The organism is Streptomyces sp. NPDC051963 (assembly GCF_044593495.1).
Taxonomy (GTDB): domain Bacteria; phylum Actinomycetota; class Actinomycetes; order Streptomycetales; family Streptomycetaceae; genus Streptomyces.
Genome location: NZ_JBIUCC010000005.1, coordinates 756,466 through 771,088 on the forward strand (window position 1 = coordinate 756,466; position 14,623 = coordinate 771,088).

Consider the following 14,623-nt stretch of genomic DNA (forward strand, 5'->3'; position numbering starts at 1 on the left):
CCATGCTCCTCACGATCGACGTCGGCAACACGCACACCGTCCTCGGCCTGTTCGACGGCGAGGACATCGTCGAGCACTGGCGGATCTCGACGGACGCGCGCCGTACGGCCGACGAGCTGGCGGTACTGCTGCAAGGCCTCATGGGCATGCATCCGCTCCTCGGCGAGGAGCTGGGCGACGGCATCGACGGGATCGCGATCTGCGCGACCGTGCCGAGCGTGCTGCACGAGCTGCGTGAGGTGACCCGGCGGTACTACGGCGACGTGCCCGCGGTGCTGGTCGAGCCCGGCGTCAAGACGGGTGTGCCGATCCTGACCGACAACCCCAAGGAGGTCGGCGCGGACCGGATCATCAACGCGGTGGCGGCGGTCGAGCTGTACGGCGGGCCCGCGATCGTCGTGGACTTCGGTACGGCGACGACGTTCGACGCGGTCAGCTCCCGCGGGGAGTACATCGGCGGCGTCATCGCGCCCGGCATCGAGATCTCCGTGGAGGCGCTCGGTGTCAGGGGCGCACAGCTGCGGAAGATCGAGGTGGCACGGCCGCGGAGCGTGATCGGCAAGAACACGGTCGAGGCGATGCAGTCGGGGATCATCTACGGGTTCGCGGGGCAGGTCGACGGCGTCGTGAACCGGATGGCCCGGGAGCTGGCCGAGGATCCGGACGAGGTGACGGTGATCGCGACGGGCGGGCTGGCGCCGATGGTCCTGGGCGAGTCCTCGGTGATCGACGAGCACGAGCCCTGGCTGACGTTGATCGGGCTGCGGTTGGTCTACGAGCGAAACGTCTCCCGCATGTAGCCCCACCGCGATCGGCCTGAACGGCCTCGTCCTCAATCGCCGGACGGGCTGAGATGTGCGGATGCGCTGTGAGCTGGGGCGCGTCCGGGTGGGTGGCTCTTGCGCCACACCCGGGGGATATGGCGAGGTTTGTCTGATTAGCGCGTATCGTCACCTCATGCCCACGCCATACGGATTCCGCGGCGGCATGGCGTTCGGTGCGGAGGAGCTGCGTGTGCTCCGTCGCGCTCTCGCCCTCGCCCTTCAGCCCAGCCCGGTCTCGGCCGAGGATGTCCAGGACTGCCGTCGACTCACCGAGTCCCTCGACGAGGCGATGCGTGAGGGTGCCCGGTTGCGGGCCTTCCTGGTGGCCGACGTCGCCAGGTACCGCGCCGCACTGCCCGGCACCGCAGCCGGCTATCTCACGCTGCTCGAGGAGGCGCTGCGGGCGGGGTACAGACCGGACCCCGACGACCTCGCCGCGCTCCGGGCCCTGCGCGGCAACCCTGTCGCGGCCGCCCTCCTCGACCGCTGCCGGACGCTCGCCGAGCAGGACGTGCGTGTGCGTGTCGTGCGCGCTGCGGCCCGATCCGCCGTACCGGTCGCCGCCGCCTCCCACAGGCGCCTCACGGCCCTTCCCGGCGGCCTCGTGGGGGACGCGGGGGACGAGCCCGTGCGCAGGCCCGAGAAGAAGCCCGCGGAGAAGCCGGCTCCCAAGCCCGCCCCCACCCCGGCCGCCCCGAAGCCGGCCCGCCCCATCCCGACCCCGGGCGAGGTCTTCCCGCGCCGCAAACCCGCCTCGCCGCCGAACTCGTCGCGGCAGCTCGTCGCAGGTTGAGCGGCGGGCTTCGGCGTCGACGGCCGAGAAGCCCCAACCCCGCCCCGTGCCCGCCCCGCCCCGTGGCTACCCTGGTCCCATGGACTACGTCTCCGCGTTGCTGCCCCCGGCCGTCATGGCCGTGTTCTTCATCGGTGTGATCCGGGTGATCGTGAAGACCCAGGGCGGGGCCAACAAGACCAAGGAGGACGCCGCCGTCGACGCCGCCATCGCGCGCGTGGAGGGCGCCCGCCGGACCCCCTCCGGCACCGACGCCTGATCGCGCACTTTCGAGCCGTACGCCCTTTTCGTTCCTGTTTGTTGGGCAATGTGCCCGTCTGGCACGCCAATGCGGAGATCTCCCACTATTGTCGAGTTGTGCCTCGCCCATTGGGAGAACTCGAAGACGCGGTCATGACGCGGGTGTGGAAGTGGAACCGCCCGGTGACCGTTCGAGAAGTCCTCGAAGATCTTCAGCAGGAACGGTCCATCGCCTACACCACGGTGATGACCGTTTTGGACAATCTCCATCAGAAGGGCTGGGTGCGCCGCGAGGCGGAAGGCCGGGCCTATCGATATGAGGCGGTCTCCACCCGAGCCGCCTACGCCGCCGCGCTGATGAACGAGGCCTGGTCCCAGAGCGACAACCCGGCGGCCGCTCTCGTCGCCTTCTTCGGCATGATGAGCGACGAACAGCGACACTCGCTCCGGGACGCCGTACGGATCGTCCAAGGCCCGGAAGAAACAGCCCAACCCGCGCAAGCGGCCGGCACTCCCGATACCGCCCAAGCGGATACCCCCGTACCCGATACCGGTAGCCCCGCGGCCGATACCCGAGCGGAGAACCCCGGCTCGGCGCCGGAGGCCCCCGGGCGATAGCGTCCGCTCATGTCAGTACACCGCCCCGAAGTCGCCGCAAAAGCCATCACCGTCCGGCGGGCCCGCACCAGCGATGTCCCGGACGTGCGCCGTCTCCTCGACGCGTACGCCCGCGACCGCATCCTGCTCGACAAAGCCACGGTGACGCTTTACGAGGACATCCAGGAGTTCTGGGTCGCGGAACGGGACGCCGGCTCAAGTTCCGAGGTGGTCGGCTGCGGCGCTCTGCATGTGATGTGGGAAGACCTCGCCGAAGTGCGCACTCTCGCTGTGAAGCCCGGTCTGAAGGGCGCGGGTGTCGGGCATCAGTTGCTGGAGAAGTTGCTGCACACCGCACGCTGGCTAGGTGTTCGCCGCGTATTCTGCCTGACCTTCGAAGTGGACTTCTTCGTCAAGCACGGCTTCGTCGAGATCGGCGAGACACCTGTTGACACCGACGTCTACGCGGAGCTGCTGCGTTCCTATGACGAGGGCGTGGCGGAGTTCCTCGGTCTCGAACGAGTGAAACCGAACACCTTGGGCAACAGCCGGATGCTTCTGCATCTGTGATCGCCGAGAAGTTTTCAAGCAGCGAGCACTGCCCAGGTTCCCTATGTCCGAAACGCGCATGTTTCCGGACCGAGGGTGACCAGTGGGTCTCTCCCAGGGGTTTGTGTTTTTCCAGCAAAAGCGGTTTGCTTTCCGACGTACTGCAGTACTGCATATAACAGGGGACGGCGAAACGGCGGACGCCGCAGACCCCAGGCCCTCAAGTTATCGATGAAAGGAAATCCGGTGGCACAGAAGGTTCAGGTCCTTCTTGTCGACGACCTCGACGGCGGCGAGGCGGACGAGACCGTGACGTTCGCGCTGGACGGCAAGACATACGAGATCGATCTCACGACCGCCAATGCGGACAAGCTGCGCGGCCTTCTCGAGCCTTACGTGAAGGGTGGTCGTCGTACCGGAGGCCGTGCTTCGGGTGGACGCGGAAAGGCGCGTGCCGCTTCCGGCGGCAGCCAGGACACCGCGCAGATCCGCGCCTGGGCGAAGGAGAACGGTTTCGAGGTCAACGACCGCGGCCGTGTTCCCGCGACCATTCGCGAGGCATACGAGAAGGCCAACGCCTGATCGCGAGGCCTGACACGCCTAAGGCAAGGCCAATGGCTGAGCGCATGCGCGCCGCAGCCGCAATCGGTGACACCGCGTTGCCACCGTGTCCAGAAGGCGCACCAGATCGGGGGCGTCACCACCGCCCCCCAGGGCCGACAGCGTCGGCAGCGAGGCCTCGACCTCGCATCCCGGCTCGGGGGGCCGCAGCCACACGGCGGCCCCCCGGAGAGCGCCGGAGCGGACCGAAGGCGGCCGGGCTCCCGTGGAGCCGTGCCGCGGAGGCAGGGGCGCGTCCATGAGGCCGCCCTCGCCGATCGCCCTCAGATCGAGCGCCAGGGCGCCCCACTCCAGCCAGTCCAGCAGCCCGGGCAGCTCCTCCGCGCTGCCCGCGGCCACCGGCAGCCGCATCCGGTCGCCCTGTACGGCCACCGGAGAGCCCGGCGCCAGGTGGCGCAGCGCGGACAGGCCCGCCTCGGCCGGCATCTCCAGGACGTCGAAGCGCAGGCCCAGGGGAAGCCGTACGGGATTCCCGGGCACCGTCGCCCATCCCAGTTCGTTCTCGTACCACCGGCGGACCTGATCGCTCGGATCGAGCGACCGTCGGGGGGAAGGGACCGAGGAGATTGCGGGCGAAGCCGAACAGCCGGTGGCAACCATGCCAAGTGCAACTGCCGAAAAACACTTCAAGTTACGCTGAGTATCCTTGCGGGCGCGCAGAGTGCCGGAAAAGGGGGCGTGCGGGGGGTGTGGGGTGGTGCAAGGTTGTTCGCCCGTAGCGGAGGGAACCGGTGCACGCGGCATGGACTGTCAGTCCGAGCGGGTAAGACATCCCTAGTGGGAGGGGGCGACACGCAGGACGGGTCGTCTCACGTTCGCCATCGGCGTACTGATGGTGAGGGTAACTGCCTGGCCTGCGGGAACATCATCTCGCACCATCGGGTTGGAGCAGATGTCGGCGTTCGGGGTCAGGAGGCCATCGACGGTGTCGGCAGTTGGAATGAGCGGTCCCCGCTTGCGGGACTAAGCTGCGGAAGGACAGGGAGGGGAAGTTCCCCCCACTGCCTGACCGCTCTGAGGAGCGATTAACGATGTTCGAGAGGTTCACCGACCGCGCGCGGCGGGTTGTCGTCCTGGCTCAGGAAGAAGCCCGGATGCTCAACCACAACTACATCGGCACCGAGCACATCCTCCTGGGCCTGATCCACGAGGGTGAGGGTGTCGCCGCCAAGGCCCTTGAGAGCCTCGGGATTTCGCTCGAGGCGGTCCGCCAGCAGGTGGAGGAGATCATCGGGCAGGGGCAGCAGGCCCCGTCCGGGCACATCCCCTTCACCCCCCGTGCCAAGAAGGTCCTGGAGCTGTCGCTCCGCGAGGCCCTTCAGCTGGGCCACAACTACATCGGCACGGAGCACATCCTGCTCGGCCTGATCCGTGAGGGCGAGGGTGTCGCCGCCCAGGTCCTGGTCAAGCTGGGCGCAGATCTCAACCGGGTGCGGCAGCAGGTCATCCAGCTGCTCTCCGGTTACCAGGGCAAGGAGACCGCCACCGCCGGCGGGCCTGCCGAGGGCACCCCCTCGACGTCCCTGGTCCTCGACCAGTTCGGCCGGAACCTCACCCAGGCCGCTCGTGAGTCCAAGCTCGACCCGGTCATCGGGCGCGAGAAGGAGATCGAGCGGGTCATGCAGGTGCTGTCCCGCCGTACGAAGAACAACCCGGTCCTGATCGGTGAGCCCGGCGTCGGCAAGACCGCCGTCGTCGAGGGGCTCGCCCAGGCCATCGTCAAGGGCGAGGTGCCCGAGACGCTGAAGGACAAGCACCTCTACACGCTTGACCTCGGCGCGCTGGTCGCCGGCTCCCGCTACCGCGGTGACTTCGAGGAGCGCCTGAAGAAGGTGCTCAAGGAGATCCGCACCCGCGGCGACATCATCCTGTTCATCGACGAGCTGCACACGCTGGTCGGTGCGGGTGCCGCCGAGGGCGCCATCGACGCGGCTTCGATCCTGAAGCCGATGCTGGCCCGCGGTGAGCTCCAGACCATCGGTGCCACCACGCTGGACGAGTACCGCAAGCACCTGGAGAAGGACGCCGCTCTCGAGCGCCGCTTCCAGCCCATCCAGGTCGCGGAGCCGTCGCTGCCGCACACGATCGAGATCCTCAAGGGTCTGCGTGACCGGTACGAGGCCCACCACCGTGTCTCGATCACCGACGAGGCGCTGGTCCAGGCCGCCACCCTGGCCGACCGGTACATCTCGGACCGCTTCCTGCCGGACAAGGCGATCGACCTGATCGACGAGGCCGGTTCCCGGATGCGTATCCGCCGGATGACCGCGCCGCCGGACCTGCGCGAGTTCGACGAGAAGATCGCGGGCGTGCGCCGCGACAAGGAGTCCGCGATCGACTCGCAGGACTTCGAGAAGGCCGCCTCCCTCCGCGACAAGGAGAAGCAGCTCCTGGCCGCCAAGGCCAAGCGGGAGAAGGAGTGGAAGGCCGGCGACATGGACGTCGTCGCCGAGGTCGACGGCGAGCTGATCGCCGAGGTCCTCGCGACGGCCACCGGCATCCCGGTCTTCAAGCTGACCGAGGAGGAGTCCTCGCGTCTGCTGCGCATGGAGGACGAGCTCCACAAGCGGGTCATCGGCCAGGTCGACGCCGTCAAGGCGCTGTCGAAGGCGATCCGTCGTACGCGTGCCGGTCTGAAGGACCCCAAGCGTCCCGGTGGTTCGTTCATCTTCGCGGGCCCGTCCGGTGTCGGTAAGACGGAACTCTCCAAGGCTCTGGCCGAGTTCCTCTTCGGCGACGAGGACGCGCTGATCTCCCTCGACATGTCGGAGTTCAGCGAGAAGCACACGGTGTCGCGTCTCTTCGGTTCCCCGCCCGGATACGTGGGCTACGAAGAGGGCGGCCAGCTGACCGAGAAGGTCCGCCGCAAGCCGTTCTCGGTGGTCCTGTTCGACGAGGTCGAAAAGGCTCACCCGGACATCTTCAACAGCCTTCTCCAGATCCTGGAGGACGGTCGTCTGACCGACTCCCAGGGCCGGGTCGTGGACTTCAAGAACACGGTCATCATCATGACGACCAACCTCGGCACCCGGGACATCTCCAAGGGCTTCAACCTGGGCTTCGCGGCCTCGGGTGACAAGAAGACCAACTACGAGCGCATGAAGAACAAGGTCTCGGACGAGCTCAAGCAGCACTTCCGCCCCGAGTTCCTCAACCGCGTCGACGACGTGGTCGTCTTCCCGCAGCTGACCCAGGACGACATCCTCAAGATCGTCGACCTGATGATCGGCAAGGTCGACGAGCGCCTCAAGGACCGGGACATGGGCATCGAGCTCTCCCAGTCCGCCAAGGAGCTGCTGTCCACCAAGGGCTACGACCAGGTGCTGGGTGCGCGTCCGCTGCGTCGCACCATCCAGCGCGAGATCGAGGACACCCTCTCCGAGAAGATCCTCTTCGGCGAGCTGCGCCCCGGTCACATCGTGGTCGTGGACACCGAGGGCGAGGGTGAGAGCAAGACCTTCACCTTCCGCGGCGAGGAGAAGTCGGCCCTGCCCGACGTCCCGCCGATCGAGCAGGCGGCCGGCGGAGCCGGGCCGAATCTGAGCAAGGAGGCCTGACCCTTCGAGGTTGAGCCGAGAGAAGGGCCGGTGCCTCAGGGCACCGGCCCTTCTCTCGTGCGCCAGGACCTGGCGATGAGTTCGCTCTGCGCGCGGGCCTGCTCTCGACGAGGGACGTCGTCCATGTCCAGGCTTGCCGAGGACGAGCAGTCCGGTGGCCGGTGCCTCGGTCGCGGCGAAGTGCTCGTCGGACGGGAACGGAGGCTCACCGGGTGTGTCCCGCTCCGTGACCAGGGGAGGTCAGGACAGCTGGCCGTCGTAGTCCGGCAGCTTGAACGTCTTCTCGGCGTGGCCGCCCGACAGGTCGGTGGCGCTGTTGCCGATGTTGGCGATGATCGTGTAGCCCTTGGACTCGATGTCGACGCGCTGGGCGGTCTTGTAGGCGGCGACGTCCTTGAAGAGGTCGATGAAGCTGCGGACGTAGAGACCGGAGACGTCGTAGCCCTCGTGCTTGAGGTTGTACTCGGTGGGGGTGTAGATGATGCCCGGGCGGGCGGTCACGAAGAAGAGGTCGACGCTGTGCTCCTGGGCGTACTCGGCGACGTCGAGGACCGGCTGGTTGGCCGGCTGCGGGTAGCTGAAGCCGAAGTCCGTCTCCAGGGTGGTGTTGTCGATGTCGAAGACGATCGCCTGCTTCTCGCCCGGCTTGGTATTGGCGATGCGCTGCTGCACGTACGGCATCGCCTGGTCCATCAGCGTCCGGCAGTCCTGCTGCCAGGTCTCGTAGTCGACGTCCTCCGCGGCTGCGGTGGTGGCGACCGTGGAGGTGCTCGCGGTGGTCGCGGCCTGGGCGCCGGCGGGGACGGCCATCGCGGTGACGGCGATGGTGGCGACGGCGGTCATGCCGATGCGGCGCGTCCAGGTACCTCTGGTCATGGGTGGGGGTCCTCTCACGTCACACGTGCGCTGCCGGTTGTCGGGGGCATGCTCGTCGGTGGGGGTGGCGCGAGGGGAACGAAGTGGTTACTTGAGGGTAACTCCGGGCGAGATGCGGGTCACACCGCCGGTGGTCGCCCGGTGACAAGCCGCACAGGCGATTTGTCCGTTACTAGCGGAGATAGTGGAAAGTCATCCTCGGGCAAAAAGGGCGTTTAGTGCGGAACTGCAGGGCGGATTTTGCCTTCATGGGTGGATTTGCTGCTGATGGGGCCTCTGTTCTCCTCTGTCAAGAACCGGGGAAGTTTTCTGCTTAAGTACTAGATTTCGTCGTAGATCGGGGGTTTGGGGGTCTCTGGGTGGTGGGGGTACCAAGGGGTGGTCCATCCGGCGACTGCCTGTGCGCCGGGTGGCTTTCTGTCCCCGTCCCCCGTGAGGTTCTGATGTTCAAGCGCGTCTCCGTTCGCTCTTCCCGTACGTCCCTGCTCCGCACCCGTGGGGCCGTCATGGCTGCCGCCGTGGGGGCCTCGGTCGTGCTGGGGGCAGGAGTCGCGACCGCCGCGCAGGGCGCTGTCGCCAAGACGGCCGCGCCCACCGTGGCCGCGAAGAAGGCCGCTTCCTGGGTCGACCCGGTGAAGAAGTACACGCTCTCCGCGAGCTTCGCCCAGGCTGGCGGCATGTGGCAGTCCACCCACTCCGGGCAGGACTTCGCCGTGCCGAGCGGCACCAAGGTCGTGGCTGCGCACGGCGGCACCGTCGTCAAGGCCGGCTCGAACGGCGCCGGTGACGGCCCCGCGTACGGCAATGCCGTCGTCATCAAGCACGGCAACGGCAGCTTCTCCCAGTACGCCCACCTGTCGAAGATCAACGTGAAGGTCGGCCAGGTCGTCAAGACCGGCCAGCGGATAGCCCTGTCCGGCAACACCGGAAACTCCAGCGGCCCGCACCTGCACTTCGAGATCCGTACGACCGCGAACTACGGCTCCGCCATCGACCCGGTCGCCTTCCTGCGCACCAAGGGCGTGACCGTCTAAGACGGTGCTACGACTTCCGGGTGCCGGTGTGCGCCTGGGTCACCAGATCGATCGCGACCTCGAGGACGGCCTTGCGCTTGTCCTCGGGGTCGCCTTCGAGTTCCCGCAGGACGAACATCCCGGCATGCATCGTGAACAGCGCGCTGATGCAGCGGACCTGGTCGACCAGGTCGGCGTCCGGGTCTATCACGATGTCGCGCATGCCCATCATGCGGCTCTTGAACATCTCGCCGATGCTCAGTTCCCGCACGGTCGCCTGGTTCTCCTGCATGAACTGGAACAGCGGCGCCGCCTCGGACAGCGCCTGGCTGTAGCGCCGTACGATGTCCTGCTTCGTCTGAAGCGTGTGCGGCTGCTGCTTGCCCCACTCGATCAGGTCCTCGATCGGCTTCGTCAGGTCCTCGAAGAGGCTGACGATGATCTCTTCCTTGGTCTTGAAGTGGTAGTAGAGCGCTGCCTTGGTGACATCGAGGCGCTCGGCGATCTCTCGTAGCGAGGTCTTCTCGTAGCCCTGCTCGGCGAAGAGTTCGAGGGCCACGTCCTGGATGCGCTGGCGGGTGTCCCCGCGGCGCCGCTGCTTGGTGCCGTCCATGGTGCCGCCCATCTTCGTACTCTTCGGCTTTCCAGAAAACTTACTTGACGCCCGGCTAGTTGCGCATCTACCTTCCCAGTGTAGACAACTAGCCGGGCGGCAAGTAAGTAGCTGAGCTGGGGGAGTGGGAAAGATGGCAGGGGCAGGGACGGAAACGGCAAAACAGCCAAAGAGCGTACGGGTCGTGCTGCTCGCGCTGATGATCACCATGATGCTCGCGATGCTCGACAACATGATCGTGGGCACGGCGATGCCGACGATCGTCGGAGAGCTGGGCGGGCTGGAGCACCTCGCATGGGTCGTGACCGCGTACACGCTGGCGACCGCCGCCTCCACCCCGCTGTGGGGCAAGCTCGGCGACATGTACGGGCGCAAGGGCGTCTTCATGAGCTCGATCGTGCTCTTCCTGATCGGGTCGGCGCTGAGCGGCATGGCCCAGGACATGGGTCAGCTGATCGGCTTCCGGGCCGTGCAGGGCCTTGGCGCGGGCGGGCTCATGGTCGGCGTCATGGCGATCATCGGTGACCTCATTCCGCCCCGGGAGCGGGGCAAGTACCAGGGCATGATGGCGGGCGTCATGGCGCTCGCGATGATCGGCGGACCGCTGGTCGGCGGCACCATCACGGACAACTGGGGCTGGCGCTGGTCCTTCTACATCAACCTGCCCCTGGGCATCGTCGCGCTGCTCGCCATCAGCGCCGTACTGCACCTGCCGAAGAAGCGGGCGCAGGCGCGCATCGACTATCTGGGCGCCGGACTGCTGACCGTCGGCATCACGGCGATCGTGCTGGTCACCACCTGGGGCGGTACGGAGTACGCCTGGACGTCCGCGATGATCATGGAACTGATCGGCATCGGTGTCGCCGCGCTCATCGGTTTCGTGTTCTGGCAGACCAAGGCCGCCGAACCGGTCGTGCCGCTGCACATCTTCCGCAGCCGCAACTTCACGCTGATGTCTGTCATCGGCTTCTTCGTCGGTTTCGTGATGTTCGGCGCCACGCTGTTCCTGCCGCTGTACCAGCAGTCCGTGCAGGGCGCGTCCGCGACCAACTCCGGGCTGCTGCTCCTGCCGATGCTCGGCGCGATGCTGGTGACGTCGATGATCGCGGGGCGGGTGACCACCAACACCGGCCGGTACAAGGTCTTCCCGGTCGTCGGCAGCGTGCTGATGGTCGGCGGCCTGTATCTGCTGTCGGTGATGGACACGGACACCAGCCGATTCACGTCAGGTGTCTACATGGCCGTGGTCGGTCTCGGCATGGGCTGCCTGATGCAGATCACCATGCTGGTCGCGCAGAACAGCGTGGAGATGAAGGACATGGGCGTTGCGTCCTCGTCCACCACCCTCTTCCGTACGCTCGGCTCCTCCTTCGGTGTCGCGATCATGGGTGCGCTGTTCAACAACCGGGTGCAGGACGTCATGGCCAAGCGGGCCGGCGCGCTGGGCTCGAAGGTGACCGAACAGTCCGCCCAGCTGGACGCGGCGAGCCTGGCGAAGCTGCCGGACGCGGCGCGGGAGGCGTACCAGCACGCGGTGTCCGCGGGCACCCACTCGGCGTTCCTGCTGGGAGCCGTGGTCGCCGTGGTCGCGCTGGTCGCGTCCGTGTTCGTCAAGGAGGTGCCGCTCAAGGGCGCCGGACCGCAGGCCGACGCCGACGGCGACGGTACGGCGGCGAAGGTCCCGCTGGCCGAGACGGTCTGAGGTCAGGCCTGGCCGAGACGGTCTGAACGGGCGGGGAGCGAACGGCCTCCGGGGTGTGGACCCCGGGGGCCGTTGTCAGTGCCGCGTGCCACCATCGGGCCATGGACAAGATGCGGCCGCTGCGCCTGGCCAAGGACGCCATGGACCGCGACTGGGCCGAGCCCTCCCTCGACCTGGACGCGGTGGCGGCCCATGCCGGGTACTCCCGCTATCACTTCATCCGGTCCTTCAAGGCGGCGTACGGCGAGACGCCCGGCCAATATCTGACGCACCGGCGCATCGAGCGCGCCGAGGACCTGCTGCGCACCGCGAACCTGACGGTCACCGAGATCTGCCACCTCGTCGGCTTCAGCAGCCTGGGCACGTTCTCGACCCGGTTCAAGACCTTGACCGGCCTGACCGCCAGCGAGTACCGGGCGAAGCACGTGGGGCGCGGGACCGCCCTCATACCGGGGTGCTACGTCATGCACTGGGCAGGAGGCCACAGATCGGCTCCCGCAGGATCACAGCGCAATTCTGAAGAAGCGGACTGACGGAGCCGCCGCCTACGGTGACATGGCATCCACGAACGGCAGCCGACAGGAGCACGCCATGATCAAGGGCCTCGCCATCTCCACCGTCTGGGTCCTCGACCAGGACCGGGCCAGGAAGTTCTACACCGAGAAGCTGGGCCTCGAAGTCCGGACGGACATGGTGATGGGGGAGGGCGGCATGCGCTGGCTCACCGTCGGTTCCCCGAACCAGCCCGACTTCCAGCTCACGCTGATGCTGCCGGACGGGCCGGGGATGGACCCCGAGTCCGCCGAGATGATCAGGACGCTGGTGGCCAAGGGGGTGCTGGGTGCGGGGGTGCTGACCACCGACGACATCCACGGTGACTACCGAAAGCTCAAGGACCGCGGCGTGGAGTTCCTGCAAGAGCCGCAGGAGCGCCCGTACGGCACGGAAGCGCTGTTCCGCGACGACTCCGGGAACTGGTTCTCCTTCACCCAGCCCCACAAGGACGGACTCGACATGGACAAGGACTGGTCCTGCTGAGCCGGCATCACCTCTGCCGCAAGGATCACGGCATCATCGGATAGCTGCCCGTACTCGTCGGCGCATGCTCCGGCAGCCACAGCACGGCCACCGCACCCTCCGCCGGTACATGCCCCGGCGCGCCCGGCGGGCGGACATTGCGGAAGGTCAGTCGGGCACCCATCACCCGGGCCTGACCGGCGGCGATGGTGAGACCGAGGCCGTGGCCGCGGCCGGCGCGGTCGCTGCTGCCGGTGCGGAAGCGGCTCGGCCCCTCGGCGAGGAGCTTCTCCGGGAAGCCGGGGCCATGGTCGCGGACCCGGATGACCCGCCCCTCGACGCTGACCTCGATGGGCGGCTTGCCGTGCCGGGCGGCGTTGGCGAGCAGGTTGAACAGCACGCGCTCCAGGCGCCGGGGGTCGGTGGTGACCTCCGACTCGTGGATCACGCGCACCTCGATCTCGGGGTCCTTCGCCGCCACCCGTCGGGAGACGAACTCGCCCAGCATGATGTCCTGGAGCTCGGCCCGCTCCGAGGCACCGTCCAGCCGGGCCACCTCCAGGACGTCCTCCACCAGCGTGCGCATGGCCTTCGCCCGGTCGAGGACCAGCTCGGTCGGCCGGCCCGGCGGCAGCAGTTCGGCCGCCGTCAGCAGCCCGGTCACCGGGGTGCGCAGCTCGTGCGCGATATCGGCGGTGACCCGGCGCTCGGCATCGAGCCGCTTCTGCAACGCGTCCGTCATGGCGTCCACCGCACGGGCCAGGTCGTCGGTCTCGTCCCGTACGACACCGCCGATCGCCTCCCGCACCCGTACGTCCGTCTCGCCCTTGGCGACCTGGTTCGCCGCGGCCGCCGCCTTGCGCAGCCGGCGCGACAGCTGCCCGCCGATGAGCACACCGAGCGCGCTGCCGCCGAGGACGACCGCGATGGAGCCGATGATGAGGGCCTGGTCGAGGTCCTTGAGGATGTCGGTGCTGCGGTCGGTGAACCCGGTGTGCAGGGACAGGACATGCCCGTCCGTGACGGGGACGGCGGCCCAGATGTCCGGCACCCCGCCCTTGTCGTCGGTCACATAGGTGGCCCGACGGCCCTCCTGGACCTTCGCCCGCAGCTCGGGCGGCAGGTTCGGGTCGTCGATCTCGACGTTCGGGAAGTTCAGTCGGCTGGACAGCTCGTAGTTGCGCTGGGCGATCAGGATCCGCTCGTCGGCCAGGTCGCGCGCGTTGTCCAGCATCGAGACCCGGGCCGCGTTGTGCACGACCAGGCTCAGCGTGATCGCCACCAGCGCGCCGACGAACGCGATCGCCACGCTCAGCTTCCATCGCACGCCCGTACGAATGCCTACGCGCGCCCACCGCACCGGGATCAGGCGCCCCACGATCCCCCGCATACCCCTGCTCAGGCCTTCAACTTGTAGCCGAAGCCACGGACCGTCTCGATACGGTCCTGGCCGATCTTCGTACGAAGCCGCTGCACATGGACGTCGACCACGCGCGTGTCACCGCCCCAGCCGTAGTCCCACACGCGCTCCAGGAGCTTGTCCCGCGACAGCACCGTGCCCGGCGCCGACGAGAACTCCAGGAGCAGCCGCATTTCCGTGGGCGTCAGCGCCACCGGCTGCCCGCCCTTGCGCACCTCCATGCCCTCGGTGTCGATCTCCAGCTCGCCGAAGGACAGCACCCCGCCGGCCGACGTGGACGCGGGCTCCTCCGACTGCCCGCCGCCGCCCGCGTGTCCGAAGCGGCGCAGCACCGCCCGGATCCGCGCGACCAGCACGGCGCCGTCGAACGGCTTGGTCACATAGTCGTCCGCGCCCGCCTCCAGGCCCAGGACGACGTCGATCGAGTCCGCGCGCGCCGACAGCATGATCACCGGCACCGTCGACTCGTCCCGGATACGGCGGCACAGGCTGACGCCGTCCAGGCCCGGGACCATGACGTCGAGGAGCGCGATGTCGGGGCGGTCCGTCCGGAAGGCCTCCAGGCCGGAGAGCCCGTCGGGCATCGCGGTGACCACGAAGCCGTCCCGCTCCAGGGCGAGCTGGGTGGCCTCGCGGATGACGTCGTCGTCCTCGACGAACAGAACGTGGGTCTGGTCTGCCATCCCGGTGCTCTCTGTCCTCGTGCGGTTTCTTCGTGCGTCGGTCGGGTGGTGCGCCCAGTAGGCGGACGCAGGAATCGTGCGGGCGGTTCACTGGAGGATCGTTCCCGGCCACCCGATC

16 protein-coding genes are annotated in these 14,623 nt (G+C 67.9%); 11 read left to right on the forward strand and 5 right to left on the reverse strand.

Annotation, left to right across the window (positions count from 1 at the left end; translation table 11 throughout):
- Positions 1-2 precede the first annotated feature (2 nt).
- From ACIHFB_RS24245 to ACIHFB_RS24270, 6 genes are all read left to right on the forward strand, one after another.
- On the forward strand, positions 3-800 hold the full coding sequence (locus tag ACIHFB_RS24245) for a type III pantothenate kinase (protein WP_210593349.1): 798 nt from the start codon (positions 3-5) through the stop codon (positions 798-800).
- A 187-nt stretch (positions 801-987) separates the two neighbouring features.
- Positions 988-1,617 (forward strand): hypothetical protein, encoded by a 630-nt coding sequence (locus tag ACIHFB_RS24250; RefSeq protein WP_365273456.1) that lies wholly within the window; start codon positions 988-990, stop codon positions 1,615-1,617.
- 79 nt (positions 1,618-1,696) lie between these two features.
- Positions 1,697-1,876, forward strand: a complete 180-nt coding sequence (locus ACIHFB_RS24255; RefSeq protein WP_365273258.1) for a hypothetical protein — start codon at positions 1,697-1,699, stop codon at positions 1,874-1,876.
- Positions 1,877-2,010: 134 nt separating this feature from the next.
- Complete coding sequence (locus tag ACIHFB_RS24260) at positions 2,011-2,475, forward strand: BlaI/MecI/CopY family transcriptional regulator (RefSeq protein WP_400127858.1); 465 nt, start codon at positions 2,011-2,013, stop codon at positions 2,473-2,475.
- 9 nt (positions 2,476-2,484) lie between these two features.
- Positions 2,485-3,024: an amino-acid N-acetyltransferase gene (locus ACIHFB_RS24265; protein WP_365273261.1), complete on the forward strand. Its 540-nt coding sequence runs from the start codon at positions 2,485-2,487 to the stop codon at positions 3,022-3,024.
- Between the two features lie 225 nt (positions 3,025-3,249).
- Positions 3,250-3,585: an Lsr2 family protein gene (locus ACIHFB_RS24270; protein ID WP_365273264.1), complete on the forward strand. Its 336-nt coding sequence runs from the start codon at positions 3,250-3,252 to the stop codon at positions 3,583-3,585.
- Positions 3,586-3,603: 18 nt separating this feature from the next.
- Here the strand turns inward: ACIHFB_RS24270 and ACIHFB_RS24275 are convergent, their stop codons facing one another.
- Positions 3,604-4,224 carry an SCO3374 family protein gene (locus tag ACIHFB_RS24275; protein WP_365273267.1) on the reverse strand — a complete coding sequence of 207 codons (621 nt, stop codon included), beginning with the start codon at positions 4,222-4,224 and terminating at the stop codon, positions 3,604-3,606.
- A 431-nt stretch (positions 4,225-4,655) separates the two neighbouring features.
- On the opposite strand from ACIHFB_RS24275, the gene ACIHFB_RS24280 reads away from it, so the two are divergent.
- A complete protein-coding gene (locus tag ACIHFB_RS24280; protein WP_365273270.1) occupies positions 4,656-7,181 on the forward strand; it encodes an ATP-dependent Clp protease ATP-binding subunit in 2,526 nt (841 codons plus the stop codon).
- Positions 7,182-7,421: 240 nt separating this feature from the next.
- Here ACIHFB_RS24280 and ACIHFB_RS24285 read toward each other — a convergent pair whose 3' ends face one another.
- Positions 7,422-8,057, reverse strand: coding sequence for an HAD family acid phosphatase (locus ACIHFB_RS24285; protein ID WP_400127859.1), 636 nt, complete (start codon positions 8,055-8,057; stop codon positions 7,422-7,424).
- Between the two features lie 443 nt (positions 8,058-8,500).
- Between ACIHFB_RS24285 and ACIHFB_RS24290 the strand changes: the two genes are divergently transcribed.
- Complete coding sequence (locus ACIHFB_RS24290) at positions 8,501-9,091, forward strand: M23 family metallopeptidase (protein WP_400127860.1); 591 nt, start codon at positions 8,501-8,503, stop codon at positions 9,089-9,091.
- Positions 9,092-9,098: 7 nt separating this feature from the next.
- Here ACIHFB_RS24290 and ACIHFB_RS24295 read toward each other — a convergent pair whose 3' ends face one another.
- Entirely contained in the window at positions 9,099-9,695 is a 597-nt protein-coding gene (locus tag ACIHFB_RS24295) for a TetR/AcrR family transcriptional regulator (protein WP_365273279.1), read from the reverse strand.
- A 121-nt stretch (positions 9,696-9,816) separates the two neighbouring features.
- Here ACIHFB_RS24295 and ACIHFB_RS24300 point away from each other — a divergent pair, with 121 nt between their 5' ends.
- The 3 genes from ACIHFB_RS24300 to ACIHFB_RS24310 all read left to right on the forward strand — a co-directional run bounded on the left by ACIHFB_RS24300 (position 9,817) and on the right by ACIHFB_RS24310 (position 12,423).
- Positions 9,817-11,385 carry an MDR family MFS transporter gene (locus ACIHFB_RS24300; RefSeq protein ID WP_400127861.1) on the forward strand — a complete coding sequence of 523 codons (1,569 nt, stop codon included), beginning with the start codon at positions 9,817-9,819 and terminating at the stop codon, positions 11,383-11,385.
- 101 nt (positions 11,386-11,486) lie between these two features.
- Positions 11,487-11,918, forward strand: a complete 432-nt coding sequence (locus tag ACIHFB_RS24305; RefSeq protein ID WP_400127862.1) for a helix-turn-helix transcriptional regulator — start codon at positions 11,487-11,489, stop codon at positions 11,916-11,918.
- 58 nt (positions 11,919-11,976) lie between these two features.
- Positions 11,977-12,423 carry a VOC family protein gene (locus tag ACIHFB_RS24310; RefSeq protein WP_400127881.1) on the forward strand — a complete coding sequence of 149 codons (447 nt, stop codon included), beginning with the start codon at positions 11,977-11,979 and terminating at the stop codon, positions 12,421-12,423.
- Between the two features lie 25 nt (positions 12,424-12,448).
- Here the strand turns inward: ACIHFB_RS24310 and cseC are convergent, their stop codons facing one another.
- Together cseC and cseB are read right to left on the reverse strand one after the other, a co-directional pair.
- Positions 12,449-13,792: a two-component system sensor histidine kinase CseC gene (cseC, locus tag ACIHFB_RS24315; protein WP_400127863.1), complete on the reverse strand. Its 1,344-nt coding sequence runs from the start codon at positions 13,790-13,792 to the stop codon at positions 12,449-12,451.
- 8 nt (positions 13,793-13,800) lie between these two features.
- Positions 13,801-14,505 carry a two-component system response regulator CseB gene (cseB, locus tag ACIHFB_RS24320; protein WP_365273288.1) on the reverse strand — a complete coding sequence of 235 codons (705 nt, stop codon included), beginning with the start codon at positions 14,503-14,505 and terminating at the stop codon, positions 13,801-13,803.
- Positions 14,506-14,623 lie beyond the last annotated feature (118 nt).